Here is a 17,266-nt window from a genome sequence, read left to right on the forward strand (position 1 = left end):
TATGTAAATGTATATCTTAAGTGTTAGCCAAAGTGGAGAAAACATGTATTAAATCGGGAAAAGAAAAACGCACATAAAAAAACTGCTTCTATCTTTAAAAAGAAAAAGAAGCAGTTTATTATGTTACATGTTCATTTAGGGGAATTAATCTTAACTTTACCATCATGGTCTATCACATATCGGTTCTACAGTTCAACTGACTTTTAGCAAACGTACTGCGAGCGTGTTATGACACCTCCTTTAACTGTAATCCGAGTATATATGATGCATCTCTCACTCCTTTCTATTAGTTAACTGTATTATAATACATAATTAATCAAAATACTACAAATATTCAGAAAATAATTCAAAATGCATAGTTTTTTGTCATTTTCTGAAATATATGCGCAAAAGAGATGGAGACACAACTATATCAATCGAATCTAAAGAGGAACCTACATTCACCATACCAATAAAGAAATCCGAATGAGTTTGATTAAGAATCAAATTCATTCGGACCTTCTTTTAACTAAGATACGTTTGTCTCATCCTCTTTTTAATTAATGCAGCTTATGGCTATTAGGCATCTGAGGAGAAGCAGTAGCTTTTGCAAAACTTGTGATCATTTGCTGCATATCTTCTTTTGCAAGCTGCGGCACTTGATAATAATGGTGTTTGTTTTGATAAAGAGAAATTTCATAAGCCATTTCAATCCAATTAGGAACACTGTCTCCGAATATTCGGCGAACAACAGGATTTGTTATTTCTAAAGCGGTCATGGTTAAAAGAGATGCTTGAGACTTGACTAGACCCAGCATATGACCTGAAATTCCTTTTTCATTAATTTCCTCAACGGACTGATTCGGCTTTTTAGGCTGCGAAGGCTTTAAGCCATAGACAAAGGTATGAGACTGCTTCATGTTATATACATGTGTAGAACCGGCCGGCTTTTGACCAGTAGAAAAAGCTTCTACGATTAAATTATATTCATTTAAAATAAACTGATATTGCCGATCAATAATATCAAGCAGCTCTTGTTCTTTTACATATTGCCTAAACATCATAAACTGATCCATTACATTAATCGAGCCGGCAAGTGTTTCATGAACGTCAAATAGTTCATGCCCTCCATGGTTCAATTGGGGGGGTACAGCTCCAGTTTGCATGTTTGTAGGAATTTCGTGATTATTCATACTAAGTCCTCCTTAAAATCGGTATCGACTATAGTCTTTAAACTTCTTCAAGTTTTATACTCAAACTTGATTTATTCATAAAATGTTTCTCTACATAATTTAATTTACCTCTAGTTAGTTAATTAAAGGGTAAAAATGAAAGGGTTTTATAAAAAAAAAGCGAATATCAATAACAATTCACGATCTATAGATAGGGGAATCAAAAAACATGAATGAGCTGCTGTCATACTCAAGTGAATTAAAATATGAAGCAAATCAACTGGTGGTATCCAACCGTTTATTTAATTTGTTAAGAGAATACGGTTGCCCGCTCTCAGGGGAGAGTTTGGAGTTAAATGTCATGACAAATCGCATCATTAATTTTTACGTAGGAAATGATGAAATGGATGAAGAATCTATTTTTCACATGGGGTATCAGCTTACAAAGCGTTTTCAACCTTATAAGATGATATTTGCTAATGAAAAAGATAAGTATCAGTGGAGTGTGTATATGATTCAGCAGGGTGAAGAGTGGAAGCTTGATATTTCCGTGCTTCCAGAAAATATCGTGAAGGCCAAAGTTGAGAAACAAGAATTATTAAAATCACTTCTCACCGAAAAGAAGCGGGAATGTATTTTATTTTTCAAGCAGCAAAGCGGATATAATCGCTACTATACGAGTGACCATGTGTATAAGGCTGTGCTAGAAGATGACATTCACGATGATATGTCTTTTTTTATGTGGCTGCAAAAACAAAAAAAAGGAAATCAACAAACGTAAAAAAGAGCCGGTTAGGCTCTTTTTATGCATTTACAGATGTTTTTACAGGTAAAGCAGCTTTTAGCATCCAAATATGTTTTTCAATGTTGCCAATTGTTCCAATGAATAAGTCAGCTGTTACGTGATCATGTGCTGCTTCAGCTTTTTCAACTGCATTTTTTAGGTTCTTAACAAGTAGCGTATAGTCATTAATTAAGGTTTCTACCATTTCTTCACTCGTTTGCTCATTTCCATCTTCAGAAAGAGTAGCTGCTTGCAAAAATTGCTTCATCGTAGCAATTGGGCTTCCTCCAATGGCTAATAATCGTTCTGCATATTCATCTATATAGTCCGCCGTCTCATTATAGAATTCTTCAAATTTTTCATGAAGCGTAAAAAATTGAGGCCCTTTTACATACCAGTGAAAGCGATGTAGCTTCGTATATAATACGTTAAAATCGGCAATTTGTTGGTTCAATACGTTTTCTAAATTCATAGTTAATAGCCTCCTAATGAGTTGTTGTTATCTTATGTTTATATTATATCAAATATCAAATTAAAATCAATGCTTATTTATAATAATTATTAAATAATAATAAGGATGCTTTTGAATTGCAGTTATTCTCTTTAAAAATTTTAAAGATATGATAGGATAGAGCAAGAGTATTGAAAGGAAGAAGGGTTAGTCATGCATATTACACCAGAAGCAAAACAATTAATTAACAATATACTTGAAGAGCAGGAGATAACAGGAATTCGCTTGTATTTCAAAGGAATTAGCTGTGAAATACCTAATATTGGGTTAGCTTTTGAAGAACCTTTTGAAAATGATGAAATGTATGAAGTCGACGGAGTACAAGTAGCAATGGAGGCTTCTATTGTGCCTTATACAAATGAATTAATGTTAGATGTTCATACAACGCCGTACGGTCCAGGTTTAGCATTAGTTGGGGCTAAAGAAGCTGAGTAAAAAAATTATGTAAGAGAAGCTAACAGGTTTGTTGTTTGTTTTGGTAAACCTTGGTTTACTTAATTCAAACGTTAGTGAAATGGAGGGGGACCTATGCTTCTTTCTCATCATGTAACGGTTGAACAGAGACAGCAAATCAAACGCTTTAAGCAGCAAATACAAGACGCAAAAACGCTAGACGAGCGCCGTTTGTATCAAGCCCAGCTAAATAAATTTGTTGAGCGCCTATTTATTGAGAATCGCTTGCAGCGCAGCGGCGAACAATAAAAAACACCTAGAAAAGAAGCCTTCAAAAGAAGGTTTCTTTTTTTTTAGTAGATTATTATACTTTTACACCTTGTAATTATTCATTTTCTTATATATCGCCCTTTATCTACTTAAAATCCGGTTTTCTGTATGAATATAGCACTAAAAACGTGTAAGTCACTATTAAATGAAAGCGCTTTCTGATATAGTAAAGGTATAGAATTGTACTTGTTCACCTACAATGTTCATAAGGAGTGGTTTGTATGATTGAAAGAGGAAACTTCTTAATTGGTTTAGCGTGGGGAACATCTTTGAGCATACCTTTATGGATCGCCTTCTTTGGCTGGATAAAATTAGTTTGGCGCTTGCTTTAAATAAATAAAAACAAAAAAAGTAAAAAAAACTTCAGTGAATATGCGCTGAAGTTTTTTTAAATAGCATAAATAGGTATTAGGAACTATTTAATAAAGTATAATTTGTAACGATAAGTAAATAAGACTACTATAAATATTATTTTTGGATTTTTTAGGATTCTAATGTTTTAGGTCTTATTACACAATGGAAAGAAGGAGTACAAATTGAAAAGCTATCGTTTAGTAAGTTTCTCTACCTTATGTATCTGTCTATTCGTTTTATTCATTTCACCTTTTCAAGACACGTCTAGTGCATCAACTGATAAATATCAAAATTTCAAGCAGCTCTCACAGCACGAGTCTTCAGCTAGCTATAAAGTGACGACCAAAGAAACGAAAAGTCCTGTCCTTATCTTTGCTCCACACGGTGGAGGAATTGAAGGAGGGACAAGCGAAATTGCTCAAGAGCTTGGCAAACAAAATGCTCTCTACCTATTCGAATCGTTAAAATCGAAAGGCTCGCGAGATCTGCACATCACAAGCACTCATTTTGATGAGCCTACAGCGCGTAAGATGGTAAGCAAGTATGATAATGTTTTATCTCTTCACGGGTATTCTGGGAATAAAAAATATATTTTTGTAGGGGGAACTGATCGGGAACGTGCAAAAAAATTAACGCAATTATTAAATCAAAATGGATTTCCGGCGGAACTTATCACAAAAGGGCACGATGAGATTGCAGGCATTAACCCTAAAAATATTGCAAATAAAAATCGTACCGGTAAAAGTATTCAATTAGAGATTAGCCAACCGCTGCGAAGTGCCATGTTTCATTCATTCACTTCAAAAGGAAGAGCTTCATCTAAAACTCAAACTTTTTATAGGTTTACAAATGTACTTTCTACATTTGTTTCCACTTCTTACTGAATCAAAAAAAGAATGCTTTCGCAAGCATTCTTTTTTCATAAACTAGTTTCGCTACTCCTGACTTATAATTGGTTTCCAGTTGAAATCTTTTACATCTTGAACAGAAGGCTTTCTCACGTGCTGTAAGCTTTCTTTATTACATGCTCCATAAACTATAAAATTTTGCTGAGCTTCTATTAAAGAAATAGAGTTGGCTCCTAGCTCATTGGCATTCAGCTTTTGATACGGATCGTCTTCCCAAAAACATATCTCACAAATATCATAGTCACCATCACTGTCTAATGATTGATAACCACAGCAAGGGCATGTATACTTTTTCATTGTTTCTATCCTTTCTGTATGAGATTTTAAGCTAGAAAAAAGTCAGCCATCTTATTTAACTATTTTACTATATTCAAAGGTGGTCTGAAAGAATATTCAAAAAAATACACCAGCATATTTCCTAGGATTTGTGAACATTTTATAACGAATTGGTGATAGTTATTGTGAGAATGAGTAAAAAAGGAGTACACTTACTAGGAAAATAGATCGTGTTCGGAAACGTCTACATAAAAGCATTTTTGGATATGATGAATGAAAAAAGAAAAAAGAGATAGGGAGTTACAAATATGAAAAAAATAATAGGTTTACTTTTAGCATGCTTTTTAGCTGTCCCGACAGCTAGTTTTGCTCATACACATGTGCAAACAACAGTACCGGAAAATGGTGCAACTGTTACAGCTCCCCTAAAAGAAATTAAATTAACCTTTGAAACACCCATTGAGAAAATTAGTACAATGACCGTTGCAAAAGATGGACAAAACCTTTCACTTGCGTCGCAAAAAGTAGAGGGTCATGATTTAATAGCTTCTGTGGATCAGCCTCTTGAAAACGGATCTTACGCAGTGAACTGGGAAATTGTAGGGGAAGATGGGCATGTAATAAAAGATTCGATTGCTTTTAAAGTAGATGTGAAAGATGAAGCGAAAGAAGAGAATACTCAAGCAGCCGGAAAAGATAGTGAAAAAAAGCAAGGCGCCACGCAATCCGAACAACACCAAAAAAGTGCAGTAGCAAATGATGAAAAAACAGAGAACAATGATTCTTCATCGTTTTTTGTTGTCATGATTATTGCTATTGTAGTGGTGGTTGGAGCATTACTCTTAATCTTCAGAAAGAAAAAGGCTTAAAAAGATGAGTGTTTTGTTGCCTGTTTTTGAGTGGTTCACATACGTAGCTCTTTCCTTATTATTAGGATTTGTCGTACTGCAATATGTGCCACTTACAAAAAAGCCAACAATTTTATTATCAAAGCGATGGCTACTTGCAAGTGCAGCGGCTGTCGCTATTTTTTCGGTTGGAAATTCGCTTGAGATTATTTTATCTTTTTCAAAAATAAGAGGGTTAGGTGAAACAGTTCGTCTTGTATTATTGGAAACAAGAACGGGACACGCCTGGATCTTTGTTGTACTGATTGCTATTTTATGTATGGTTGCTGTTTCAATAGAGAGCCACCCTCATATGTATACATTACTGACTGTAGCCTTGGTGGGAGGAATCGCCTACGCAAGTCACACAGCATCCGCTTCTGCGCTTAGCGGGATGCTTTCTCATTCCCTTCATATTTTAGCAGTTGGACTGTGGGGAGGGGTAGTTCTGATTGTTGCCGCTTTTTCAAAAGAAACCTCCAATTGGAAAAGTTTCTTAAGCTGGTTTACTCCTTTTGCAATCGCTTGTTTTGTGCTTCTTTCATTAAGTGGATTCATTTCGATGGTCATTATTATGGGGCTGTCCAACTATGTAAATTCATGGGCTACAGATTACGGGCAGTCTCTTTTACTAAAGCATATTACGATTATTCCACTGCTTGCATTTGCGGTCATCAATGGTTTTCTTATGAAAAAAGCGATAAAACATCCCGAATATAAGCCCGTGATGTGGATTCGAGCAGAAAGCATTATTTTGCTTATCATTTTTTTATTTACAGCTATCATGGTGACGCAATCGCCGCCAACTAATATAAGTCATATGACAATGGATTCATCGATTCTTCCGTTTATCTACGGGAAACAAGTGACGCTCCCTCTAACGTTTAACGTAACGGTTGTAGGAATTCTATTCTTATTTGTCGCACTGCTGTTTTTTGTGTATTTACTTATTTGTTTTTACAAAAAGACGGTATGGCTTAGCGTATTAAGTGCAGGTTTGTTTGTTTTTGCTTTTTATATTGCGATGATGACAAGTATTCAAGTCTAAAAACAGTGAGAAGTATCTCACTGTTTTTTTATTAGCCATTAAAAGCTGTGTTATCTCTCGGGCCTTTTCCCGGAGAAGGAGGCATCGGCATTTGAGAATTAGAAGTAGAGCCAGATCCGGATGTAGAGCTGCTTGAAGGTGATATATTTCCTGCATTTCCAAAAATAACGATACCACCAGAAATGGTTCCAATAGAAATAGATTTAATATAAACAGACATTCTTATTCAACCTCTCATCTAGTAAAAGAATTAAGTGTACCATAGTAGTATATGACCAGCTTGTCATTTTCGTATAGACGAGTTTGAAGAATAGGTAAAAGCTTAGAAGTTCAGGTTGAGGAAGGAAATAGTGTAAAATAAGATAGAACTTTGAAGGTAAAGTGTGTGTACCACCTATTAAAAGAAGCAGAAAGGAACTAAGATGAATACGCAAAAAGGAATTCATTTTTCATTTAAAAAATTATGGTTGCTAACGAATCCTCCGACGGGAAAGCTACTTATTTCGTTTATACTGGCCTTAATTAATACCGGAGCGTCTCTTTCTATTCCTCTTGTTATTAAAGAAGTGATGGAGAAAATTGCAGCGGGCGTCTCACCGCAGCTTATAGCAGGACTTCTTGGTTTATTTGCTGCTCAAATGGTAACAAGCGCAGTATCTCTTTATCTCCTTGCTCAAGTAGGGCAAGGTGTTGTAAAAGAACTTAGATTGAGAGTGTGGAACAAGCTCATAAAGCTTCCGGTTTCATTTTACGACCAAAATCGTTCAGGTGAAATGGTAAGCCGCATTACAAATGATACAACCATTGTGATGAATTTATTGTCAACAGAAATGATTGACTTTGTTAAAAATATTTTATCTATTATCGTTGCCGTTGTTATTTTATTCACGCTTGATGTACCCATGACGCTCATTTTATTAGCGGTTATTCCCGTTATGTTTGTACTGGTTATGCCGCTAGCGCGAAAAATACATAAAATTTCACGTGAGCAGCAGGATAAAATGTCCAAGCTTACGGCTTTTTTAGCTCAAATGCTGAGTGAAATCCGCTTGATTAAAGTATCCGGCTCAGAGAAAAAAGAAGTTAATTCCGGCTTACAATCGTTTCAGTCACTCTACCTCTTCGGTGTAAAGAGAGCTAAAATTGAAGCCATCATTACCCCGATTATTAGCACGGTGATGACCGCTGTTATGATTGTCATCGTCGGGTTTGGTGCATATCGGGTGAGTGAGGGATTTATCACTGCAGGAGAGCTGGTGGCTTTTGTTCTTTACCTTTTTCAAATTATGGTTCCGGTTGGTTCACTTACCCGATTTGTTACGAGCTTTCAGCAAACCAAAGGAGCTTCCGAAAGAATCTTTGATATATTAGCTGAGAAAGAAGAGAACTATGAAAATGGAGAAGTGCTTGAACAGGTAGGGAGCTTAAGGTTCGATAAAGTTGCTTTTCAATATGAAGATAAACCCGTATTGCAGGAGGTTTCATTTTCTGCTAAAAAAGGAGAAGTTACCGCTTTTGTTGGACCTAGCGGAGCTGGAAAATCTACTGTTTTTTCGCTTATTGAACGCTTCTATGAGCCTTCATCGGGGTACATATTCTTGGATGGAACAGACAGTCAAAACGTCAACTTACGTTCGTGGCGTCACCTGTTTAGCTACGTTCAGCAGGATTCTCCGATTTTAGCAGGAACAATTCGAGAAAATCTCATTTACGGATTAGAGCGGCATGTGACGGATGAAGAAATAGAAGAAGCAGCGAAGTTAGCCAATGCTCATCATTTCATTCAGTCCTTTGAAGATCAATATGAAACAATGATTGGAGAAAGAGGTATTAATCTCTCAGGAGGACAGCGACAGCGTATTGCAATTGCCCGAGCGCTGTTACGCAATCCCCAGTTTTTACTACTAGACGAAGCGACAGCTAGCTTGGACTCCGAATCAGAAAAGCTTGTGCAAGAGTCATTGGAAACGGTAATGAAAGAACGCACATCACTCGTCATTGCCCATCGTCTATCTACGGTCATTAATGCGGACCAAATTGTTGTAATAGAAGAAGGGAAGGTTACAGGAAGCGGAACGCATAAAGAGCTGTTAGCCTCTCATTCTTTTTACCGGCGTTTGGTAGAGCAGCAGTTTCAAACATCCCTATAGAATAAACAAAAAAAGACTGCTTTCAAGCAGTCTTTTTTTGTTTATTTATTTAGCTTTTTAACTAATTCATCACCCATTAACTCAGAAGAAAAAGGATCTCGGCTTGTGACAATTTGATCATTGGCCCAAACGGCATATGCTTTTTTATCCATCTCAGGGATGTAGTTAGCCACTTCACGAAGTTCTTGTTCTAAACTGTATGGTAAAAAGGGAAGTACTTCTTCCGGTTCAATTTCATCAGGATAACCGGTTACGTCCAGTCCTTTAATTAACAGTTCATCATCGGATCCTTTCAAGAAAGCAAAAACAGAAGGTCCGTGACACTCAGCTGCTAAAATACCTCCGTTGTCGTACACTTTGTTCATAAGTGCATGCAAGTCCACATTTTTTGCTAAGTCAAACATAGCGCCGTGGCCGCCTACTACTAAGATAACGTCATAGTTCTCAGCATCTACTTCTTCAAGTTTCATTGTCTGATCCGCTCTTCCTGATTCATATAATTTCTTATACGTTCCGTCTGGATCAAAGTCTTCTGAAATACTTCGAACGTCTACTTCCGGCTTACCTCCAAAAGGTGAGGCTAAATCAACGGTGTGCCCTGCGTCCTCAAGCTTTTGCAGCGGAGCAAATAATTCTTCTGCCCACCAACCTGTGTGATAATCTTTCTCTTCGTATCCGCTTGATAATACAGCTAACACTCTTGCCATGTTTATACCTCCTAAATGATGTAAAACGTATAGTGATACATATCATGTATTCATTGTGAACTGTACCCTATATAAAAAACTTTAAACAATGGCAAGTTATGAAAAGGTAGCATGAATCATAAACAAAACCAAAAAAGAGATAGCAAATTTAAGATGCCACTTTTTATCTGTACGCTTATAGCGCTTCACACCCATCACAAGTAAACAAACTAGAACAGCCATTGTAATAATTCCTGAAAAGTACGTAAAATTTGCTTGAAATCCTTTTATTAAAGCCATATAACCATGTAAAATAATCAAGGCCGTTGATATAAGAGCAATGGGAACGTGCCACTGACGAACGTACTTGGCTAAAAATTGGATAAGCGGTTTTAACTCGAAATTTCCTTTTTTTATGTGCGATAACGGTTTCCATTTTAATAATAAAAAAACAGGATAAATGGCTAAAGCTGCAAAGAAACCAATTCGTGCAATTGAACCAAGCTCTTTAAAATTCCCTTCATATATTTTAGAATCGAGTGGAAGGGAATGTTTATAAATAGGGATATAAATAAGCCCTGCTACAACTAGCAAAAAAGAGATAGTAAAGATAAAGATCACTTTTTTACGCTCACTTTTATTTTTGATTAATGTCTGTAGCCATGATTTTTTAGCTGGAGATTTAGCTGAATTCATTTTCTTCCTCCTTGGAAAAAACTAGTTAGTGTCAGTATGAACTTTTTTTCTTAAAAAATCTTTAAAAATTCTTCTTTTTTAAAAAAATTCATTTTTTTCTTTGCAATACGCGTTATAGTTAAACAAAGGGTTTAAAAAGGAGATGAATGCATGAAAAAAAGAATAAGTATATTTATCATCAGTCTTTGTTTACTTTTAACGGCCTGTGGTCAGGAACCTGCTCAAAGCACAAACGCTGAGCAGCCAAAACCGTTGGACGTAAATCTTCAAGGCCCAGAGGCGTTACAGAAAAATGAAAGCGGTATCTACAAAGCCGAAATTACATATGGAGACGAAAAAGTAAAAAATGATGATGTTGAAATGATTGAATTTGAAATAAAGAAAAAAGATGGTGAAGGGAAAGGGAAAGGGAAGATGTTAAAGCCTAAACAAATAGGAGAAGGTGTATATGAAATACAAACATCTTTCTCTGAGCCTGGCACATATACCGTGCAATCACATGTTTCTGCAAAAGGGACGCATAACATGCCTCTTATAACCGTTACGGTTAAATAAAAGAAGTCAAGGATTCTAACTCCTTGGCTTCTTTTCGTTTAGTATGTCCATTAAATTCCCATTCTACAAGGGGAAAAGGTTCTTTGGAATAGGATGATTTTTTCTATCATCAATTAAAGTAATGCACTGAGCCAGCTGTTCAATCCCTCGTTTGATCGTATTCTTATTTACTTGTGAGATGCTTAACCGGATAAGAGTGTCTCGTTTATATTCTGGTAAAAAAAATCTAGAAGCATCATCAACATATATGTGCTGCTCGTTTAGCATGTGAACGATCTGTTTTGCTGTCACATGCTCAGGCAAACTAATGGATAAATAGAATCCTGAAGTTGGTTTAGAAAAATGTGTATGAGCGGGCAGCAGTGAATCACATGCTTCTACAAGAGTTTGCATTTTGGTATGGTATACTTCTTTTATCTTTTTAAGATGACTAGTAAACATGCCGCTTTTTAAATAAATTTCAAGAGCACCTTGGGAAAGCGCTGAACTATTAAAATCTGAACTGAATTTATATCGTAAAAAGTTGCTATTCATTAACGAAGGAAGCACGACAGCAGCAATGCGTAAACCAGGAAGCAAGATTTTCGAAAAGCTTTTAATGTAAATGACTCGTCCAGAAGGATTAAAAGAAAATAAAGGATCTGATTTTGCATCGGGATCAAGGTCACCCAAAAAGTCATCCTCGACTATGTATACATCGTATTTTTCAGCCAGCTCCACGATTTTTTTCTTCTCAAAATTTGTATAACAATGCCCAAGAGGATTGTGGAATCTCGGAATAATATAGAAAAATTTTATGTCATTATTTCGAAAAATGTACTCCAAACGATCAAGATCAATGCCTTCCATCGATAGCTCGATCCCAAAAGTAGTAGCTTGGTGCAGGGTAAGAGACTCGATAAAACCGAAATAAGTGGGCTGTTCAATCAGGATATTATTTTTTCCATTTGGAAATGGCATAGAAACTAATAAGTGAAGGGCTTGCTGAGACCCGGATACAACAACTAACCTTTCAGCTTGAGTGAACACCTGTAGATTCTGCAAGTATTTCACTAACTGTACCCGTAATGAGTAAGAGCCTTGTTGATCAGAGTATGTAAAAAGCTCTTCTTTGTAGTGTTCAATCGCTTGGTTTATACAATGCTGAAATTCAAGATAAGGCATAACGTTTTTATCTGGACCAGCAGACAAGAAATCAATCACTTCATTTTCATTCGTCCTATGTTGAAATTCTGCCACAACGTAGTAGCCGCTTTTAGGAACAGAATAAATTAAATGCTCTTTTTCTAATTCGCTGTACGCTTTAATAACGGTATTCTTGCTGCACGAAAAATGTTGGGAGAGTCGGCGAACAGAAGGGAGTTTACCACCTGCAATAAGCAATCCATTTGCTAGGCCAAGCTTAATTTCTTCCATAATTTTCAGATATTTCAAACTCATAGGTCCTACTCCTTTAATTTGTACCCGTACAGTTAGGTAAAAGAATGATTTATTTTAGCAGTTGTCCTGCGCTATCCTTTTAATTATATCAGAACTTTTTTTAGAAAAATGGTACAGTTCTGAAAAATAAAAAAGACAGGGGTAGGGTAAGATGCAAAAAGAAACGAGAGAGAAAATGGGCTTATTGTTAGGGGTAGTAGGCGTTATCTGTTTTAGCTTAACCCTTCCTTCTACAAGCATTGCAGTCGAGTATTTCGGAACGACAGTCGCTGGTTTAGGAAGAACAGCTGTAGCTGCTATTTTAGTAGCTGTGATATTGATTGTACGAAAAGAAAAATTTCCATCTCGTCGCCAATTTAAAAGTCTGCTGATCGTTGCTTTAGGCGCAGTTTTAGGGTTTCCTCTGCTCACTTCCTCGGCAATGAAATCATTGCCTGTTTCTCACGGAGCGGTTGAACTTGCTCTTTTACCATTAGCCACAGCCGGTTTTGCGATGTTTAGAGGGGGTGAACGTCCTTCTTTCAAATTCTGGATGTCAAGCATGATTGGTTCTGCAGCTGTTATCGTGTATGCTCTTCATCTCGGATTTGGTCAACTGCAGTTTGCTGATGCAGCTCTACTAGCAGCGGTGCTGATACTTGGACTAAGCTACGCAGAAGGCGGGGTGTTGGCAAGAGAATTAGGCAGCTGGCAAGTAATTGCTTGGGCCATTATCATCGGTGCGCCATTTTTTGTGATTCCAGTGGGACTAAGCATTACAGCTGAAATGCTTCATGCGCCTTTACAAGCGTGGGTTAGTTTGATTTATCTCTCAGTCGTTAGTCAATTTTTAGCATACGTTGCTTGGTACAGCGGGATGGCTATGGGGGGAATAGCCAGAGTTAGCCAGGTTCAATATTTACAGCCATTTTTAATGATTTTGTTTGCAGCTCTGTTTCTAGGCGAATCAATTACACTTTTTACTCTTGCGATAGCACTAATTGTTGTCTTTTCGGTTGTACTAGGCAAAAACGCCTCGGTATCAAAAAAAGAAGTGCATACACAGGAAATGATGAATAAAGATGCTTAACTAATATGAATTTGTTACATTAAAGCAACATGCTCTATTCCTGTTAGCAATCAGCAGGCTCATTGGGTCTCCTGTTTTCTCTATGTAAGTTTTGAGAGCCAAAATATAAGAAATGAATGAATTTCCTATGTGAAAAAGGTATATAACGGTTTTTTTTCACATAGGTTGAACATTATACAAGAACTTGTACACCGAAAAATACAATTAGACAAATAATTCGTATCGAGCTTGTCATATACATAGAAAGAAGAGGTAGTGATGAAAAAGGACGGGAAATAGAGGAGATAACGAGATGAACACTTTTTTGAAAGGAACGTTTATTCTAGCAGGTGCTGCCTTTGCGGGAGAGTTAATTGAATTTCTTGTAAATATGGTACTTGCTAGAGAATTAGGAAGGGAAGGCATGGGCATGTACATGACTGTTCTTCCTATCATTTTTCTTATTGCCACCGTAGCTAACTTAGAACTGCCTATTTCTATTTCTAAATTTCTTGCTGAACATCATCGCAAAGAACATCAGCATATGATGAAGCATGCCACCATTTTTGCTACTGCTGTGAGTTTGGGCATCTTTTTTATTACACTGGCCGTATTAGCAGCCTTTCCATTTTTTAGTCACTATCATCCTTACTTAAAATGGGTTGTACTATGTTTCATTCCGGTTGTTTCATTTTCAGCGGTGCTTCGTGGATATTTTACGGGTAAAAATAATATGACGACTATCGCTGTGTCTAATTTTATCCGCAAAGCCTTTCAGTTAACTATTTTATTTGTTGTTTTTCAAATGTTTGCTTTCACAGATGTTAAAATGTCACTGTTCATTGCAATTTGTACGCTCATTGGAACCGAAGCTGTTATTTTGCTTTATTTTTTTATCACGTATGTCACTCAGCTAAGTGTTTTATCAAGAGGGCACAGACCTTTGCTTTCTCCAAGTGAGATTCGGAAAAAGCTGTTAGGCGTCTCACTTCCGACCACGGGACTGCGTTTATTTAATGCGGTATGTAATGCTATTCAGCCGTTTTTAATCAAACACGCGCTCGTTTTATCTGGAATGACTTTAACCGGGGCAACACAGCATTTTGGTATGCTAACAGGGGTAGCGATGTCGATCGGCTTTTTTCCCGCTTTCTTTGCTCATTCTCTTTTAGTAGCACTTATACCCGCTGTATCTGAAGCTCATGCGAAAAATCAGGAAGAACAGCTTCAAAGACTTTTGACTCAAAGCATGCAAATGACGTTTTTATATGGAATTCCGTCTATAGTGGCGATGTATTTCTTTGCTGAGCCGCTTACCAACTTGTTTTTTCATTCTACCGAAGCCGTTTACTATTTAAAAGCTTTATGGCCGTATTTTCTTTTCCACTTCTTTGCGGTTCCGCTTCAAGCTTATTTAATTGGCCTTGGCTATGTGAAAGATGCTTTTTATCATACGATATGGTCGCATATTGTGTCTTTTTCCCTGATGTTTTTCTTGGGATCACAAACCAATATTGGCATGCAGGGAATTATAATCGGGATGAACTGTGGGGTGGTTGTCTTAACGGTTCTGCATTATGTAACGATTTGCAAAGTTATTAACGTTTCCTTTTTTTCACTTAAGCATAAAACGCATCTATCTTAAAAAAACCTCCAACAGTGAAGTTGGAGGTTTTTTGGTTACCAGTTATTCATAATTGAGCTAAACAGTGTAGCAGGGTCTTGTCCGCCGCCCCCTGATAAGTATTTCGTTGTTTGCGTAGAATTAGCATTATCAAAGCCAGCGTGGATAGAGACGACTGCATCATCGGTATACCCGACAAACCAAGCATCTTTGACATCGTTGGTTGTACCGGTTTTGCCTGCAGCATCTCGTGAAGAACGAGCGTTAACACCTGTTCCATAGCTTTTTTCAATGACATCTTGCAGCATGGATGTCATTGTATCCGCATTGTCTTCACTCATTACTCGCTCTGTCTGAATGTCCGGCTTTTTCACTTCGCCATCGCGCATCTCGAGTTTTCGAATTGCGTACGGCTTAGTCATGACGCCTTTGTTAGCAAAAGTTGTATATCCTTGTGCTAACTGAAGGGGAGAGAACGTTGTTGTCGTTCCTCCAAGAGCAAGCCCTAATTTGGACTTATCATCATCTTCAAGAGGAAGTCCAGCTTTTTCCATGAATTTTGCGCTTGTATCAATACCAATTTGTTTTAAAAGCCAAACAGCTGGAACGTTAAGTGAACGGGTAAGTGCTTCACGCATTGTCACATGCTTTTGATATTCACCTTCTGCGTTTTTAGGGCTATATCCACCGCCAAAGTCTTGTCGTTCGTCACTTAAGAGTGAAGTTGGCGTATAGTCTCCCGTTTCTAATGCAGGACCGTATACGGCTAAAGGCTTAATAGCTGAACCAAGCTGATAGCCGCTCGTAGCGCGGTTTAAGCCGTTTCGCTCATAGCCGCGGCCTCCATACATCGCTGAAATCCCACCTGTTTTAGGGTTAACAGCTGAAATCCCAACCTCTACTTTCCTGGCTGCTTCATCGTCTCGGAATGTATGATTAGCAACAGAATTGTTAATAGACTCCTGTAAATTAGGATCTAAATCTGTATAAATGGCATAACCACCCTTGTAAAGGTCATCAGCAGATACGCCATACTGTTGGGCGGCTTCTTTAATTACATAATCGATAAATGCTTGATTTGAGTTCGCTTTTTTAAACGGAATACTAGGCTTGACTACACGTTCGTTTAACGCTTGCTGATACTGAGTATCACTAATAACGTTTTGGTCATGCATCAGTTTTAATACAACGTTTCGTCGGGCTGTCGCTTTTTCTGTACTATTGCTTGGTGAATACGTGCTCGGCGCTTTTGGCAGTCCTGCTAAAAGCGCAGCTTCTCCTACGGTTAAATCTGATACAGGCTTATTAAAATAAAGCTGAGAAGCTGCACCAATACCATATACACCGCTTCCGAAATAAATTTGATTTAAATATAATTCCAAGATTTGATCTTTTGTAAATTGTCTTTCTAAGCCTAACGATAGAAACATTTCATCCACTTTACGTTTAATGGTCTTATCACTAGATAGATACAGATTTCTTGCTAACTGCTGCGTAATGGTACTTGCGCCTTCAGCTTTACTCATTGTCACAATGTTCGTAAAAAGGGCGCGGCCAATACCTTGTAAATCAATCCCAAAATGCTTGTAAAAGCGACGGTCTTCCGTTGCAACAAACGCCATTTTTACATAATCGGGAATTTCATCGCTCGAAACATTTTGACGGGGAACGGTTTTATACAATTCGTCAATCTTACGGTCATTTTTGTCATAGACTACCGTACTTTGAACCGACTGCAGTTTCGAGTAAGATAAATCAGCCGTCTGCTGAAATTGCTTTAATACATAGGTAACTCCTAGCATTACAATTAAAACAACGACTAAAAAGGCTAAAATAAATTTCCTCATGTTGGTTCACTCCACTAAGTAATAATTCCATGTTTACACATAGCTACATTTTTCGTCTTTACAAGGTCGTTATGTAAAGAATACTGAAGTTTGTTGGCCCATTCAATCTTTTAACAGAGAGATGGATGATAAAGTATCAACGTTCATAAGCTGACGCGCTAAGTTTTATAAAGGCTATTATTCAAGTGCAGGTAAGTTTTTAGGGTATGAGATGATTGACATAAATAGCTCTTTACGCAGTTATTTTTTGCTTACTCGCAGATGCTTCGTTTTTTTATTAAACTGAAACGAAGTGAAATACAATCATCTGAACTTAGTTTACCCATAAATTTGTGTTTGTCAAATAAAGTCGTATAAAGCACTATTCAGGGCTTTGTTCCCTTTTATGAAAAAACAAACTGGTATTTTACGTTCTGTTTCCCATAGAAAAAAGTTGTTATAACACGTATACGCAATACGATTTAGTGCGCTCGGGTATAAATGCTGATGTCTGTTGAAAGTAACGAAATAAAGCAAAAATTAACTAATTTATCAGACTAGGGCACTTTTTATACGAAGGAGGACGGGAGAGTTTTGAT

General features: G+C 37.1%; 18 protein-coding genes. 10 read left to right on the forward strand and 8 right to left on the reverse strand.

Translation table 11 applies throughout. The annotated features are described in order from the left end of the window. Window positions 1–539: 539 nt before the first annotated feature. Window positions 540–1,172 (reverse strand): spore coat protein, encoded by a 633-nt coding sequence (locus ACOZIR_RS09415; protein ID WP_415382437.1) that lies wholly within the window; start codon window positions 1,170–1,172, stop codon window positions 540–542. Between the two features lie 208 nt (window positions 1,173–1,380). Between ACOZIR_RS09415 and ACOZIR_RS09420 the strand changes: the two genes are divergently transcribed. Further along, window positions 1,381–1,932 (forward strand): hypothetical protein, encoded by a 552-nt coding sequence (locus ACOZIR_RS09420; RefSeq protein WP_045294898.1) that lies wholly within the window; start codon window positions 1,381–1,383, stop codon window positions 1,930–1,932. A gap of 22 nt (window positions 1,933–1,954) precedes the next feature. Here the strand turns inward: ACOZIR_RS09420 and ACOZIR_RS09425 are convergent, their stop codons facing one another. Then, window positions 1,955–2,407, reverse strand: coding sequence for a Dps family protein (locus tag ACOZIR_RS09425; protein WP_045294899.1), 453 nt, complete (start codon window positions 2,405–2,407; stop codon window positions 1,955–1,957). A 192-nt stretch (window positions 2,408–2,599) separates the two neighbouring features. On the opposite strand from ACOZIR_RS09425, the gene ACOZIR_RS09430 reads away from it, so the two are divergent. The 3 genes from ACOZIR_RS09430 to ACOZIR_RS09440 all read left to right on the forward strand — a co-directional run bounded on the left by ACOZIR_RS09430 (window position 2,600) and on the right by ACOZIR_RS09440 (window position 4,407). After that, the gene (locus ACOZIR_RS09430) at window positions 2,600–2,881 is read left to right on the forward strand and encodes a hypothetical protein (protein ID WP_013057684.1); all 282 of its coding nucleotides are present in this window, start codon (window positions 2,600–2,602) and stop codon (window positions 2,879–2,881) included. 93 nt (window positions 2,882–2,974) lie between these two features. Then, window positions 2,975–3,148 carry a hypothetical protein gene (locus ACOZIR_RS09435; protein ID WP_013057683.1) on the forward strand — a complete coding sequence of 58 codons (174 nt, stop codon included), beginning with the start codon at window positions 2,975–2,977 and terminating at the stop codon, window positions 3,146–3,148. Window positions 3,149–3,705: 557 nt separating this feature from the next. Next, window positions 3,706–4,407 (forward strand): poly-gamma-glutamate hydrolase family protein, encoded by a 702-nt coding sequence (locus ACOZIR_RS09440; RefSeq protein ID WP_275035911.1) that lies wholly within the window; start codon window positions 3,706–3,708, stop codon window positions 4,405–4,407. 51 nt (window positions 4,408–4,458) lie between these two features. Here the strand turns inward: ACOZIR_RS09440 and ACOZIR_RS09445 are convergent, their stop codons facing one another. Then, complete coding sequence (locus ACOZIR_RS09445; protein WP_045294904.1) at window positions 4,459–4,728, reverse strand: CPCC family cysteine-rich protein; 270 nt, start codon at window positions 4,726–4,728, stop codon at window positions 4,459–4,461. 287 nt (window positions 4,729–5,015) lie between these two features. On the opposite strand from ACOZIR_RS09445, the gene ACOZIR_RS09450 reads away from it, so the two are divergent. Both ACOZIR_RS09450 and ACOZIR_RS09455 read left to right on the forward strand, forming a co-directional pair. Continuing rightward, window positions 5,016–5,576 carry a copper resistance CopC family protein gene (locus tag ACOZIR_RS09450; RefSeq protein WP_310877844.1) on the forward strand — a complete coding sequence of 187 codons (561 nt, stop codon included), beginning with the start codon at window positions 5,016–5,018 and terminating at the stop codon, window positions 5,574–5,576. A 4-nt stretch (window positions 5,577–5,580) separates the two neighbouring features. Then, on the forward strand, window positions 5,581–6,642 hold the full coding sequence (locus tag ACOZIR_RS09455; protein WP_415382442.1) for a copper resistance D family protein: 1,062 nt from the start codon (window positions 5,581–5,583) through the stop codon (window positions 6,640–6,642). A 31-nt stretch (window positions 6,643–6,673) separates the two neighbouring features. Here the strand turns inward: ACOZIR_RS09455 and ACOZIR_RS09460 are convergent, their stop codons facing one another. Next, entirely contained in the window at window positions 6,674–6,862 is a 189-nt protein-coding gene (locus tag ACOZIR_RS09460) for a hypothetical protein (protein ID WP_045294907.1), read from the reverse strand. A 202-nt stretch (window positions 6,863–7,064) separates the two neighbouring features. On the opposite strand from ACOZIR_RS09460, the gene ACOZIR_RS09465 reads away from it, so the two are divergent. Next, window positions 7,065–8,792, forward strand: coding sequence for an ABC transporter ATP-binding protein (locus tag ACOZIR_RS09465; protein ID WP_415382444.1), 1,728 nt, complete (start codon window positions 7,065–7,067; stop codon window positions 8,790–8,792). Window positions 8,793–8,833: 41 nt separating this feature from the next. Here the strand turns inward: ACOZIR_RS09465 and ACOZIR_RS09470 are convergent, their stop codons facing one another. Together ACOZIR_RS09470 and ACOZIR_RS09475 are read right to left on the reverse strand one after the other, a co-directional pair. After that, the gene (locus tag ACOZIR_RS09470) at window positions 8,834–9,499 is read right to left on the reverse strand and encodes a type 1 glutamine amidotransferase domain-containing protein (RefSeq protein WP_013083773.1); all 666 of its coding nucleotides are present in this window, start codon (window positions 9,497–9,499) and stop codon (window positions 8,834–8,836) included. A 96-nt stretch (window positions 9,500–9,595) separates the two neighbouring features. After that, window positions 9,596–10,174, reverse strand: coding sequence for a hypothetical protein (locus ACOZIR_RS09475; protein WP_045292690.1), 579 nt, complete (start codon window positions 10,172–10,174; stop codon window positions 9,596–9,598). 150 nt (window positions 10,175–10,324) lie between these two features. Here ACOZIR_RS09475 and ACOZIR_RS09480 point away from each other — a divergent pair, with 150 nt between their 5' ends. After that, window positions 10,325–10,729 (forward strand): FixH family protein, encoded by a 405-nt coding sequence (locus ACOZIR_RS09480; protein WP_045292689.1) that lies wholly within the window; start codon window positions 10,325–10,327, stop codon window positions 10,727–10,729. A gap of 63 nt (window positions 10,730–10,792) precedes the next feature. On the opposite strand, the gene ACOZIR_RS09485 is transcribed toward ACOZIR_RS09480, so the two are convergent. Further along, window positions 10,793–12,169, reverse strand: a complete 1,377-nt coding sequence (locus ACOZIR_RS09485; RefSeq protein WP_421535553.1) for a PLP-dependent aminotransferase family protein — start codon at window positions 12,167–12,169, stop codon at window positions 10,793–10,795. Between the two features lie 151 nt (window positions 12,170–12,320). On the opposite strand from ACOZIR_RS09485, the gene ACOZIR_RS09490 reads away from it, so the two are divergent. Then, window positions 12,321–13,238, forward strand: a complete 918-nt coding sequence (locus ACOZIR_RS09490) for a DMT family transporter (protein WP_421535554.1) — start codon at window positions 12,321–12,323, stop codon at window positions 13,236–13,238. Window positions 13,239–13,530: 292 nt separating this feature from the next. Further along, a complete protein-coding gene (locus ACOZIR_RS09495; protein WP_013057669.1) occupies window positions 13,531–14,862 on the forward strand; it encodes a polysaccharide biosynthesis protein in 1,332 nt (443 codons plus the stop codon). Between the two features lie 35 nt (window positions 14,863–14,897). On the opposite strand, the gene ACOZIR_RS09500 is transcribed toward ACOZIR_RS09495, so the two are convergent. After that, window positions 14,898–16,688 carry a transglycosylase domain-containing protein gene (locus tag ACOZIR_RS09500; protein WP_421535555.1) on the reverse strand — a complete coding sequence of 597 codons (1,791 nt, stop codon included), beginning with the start codon at window positions 16,686–16,688 and terminating at the stop codon, window positions 14,898–14,900. Window positions 16,689–17,266: the final 578 nt, after the last annotated feature.

The sequence above is a fragment of the Priestia sp. D3YE.R1 genome, from assembly GCF_049199565.1.
GTDB lineage: Bacteria > Bacillota > Bacilli > Bacillales > Bacillaceae_H > Priestia > Priestia aryabhattai.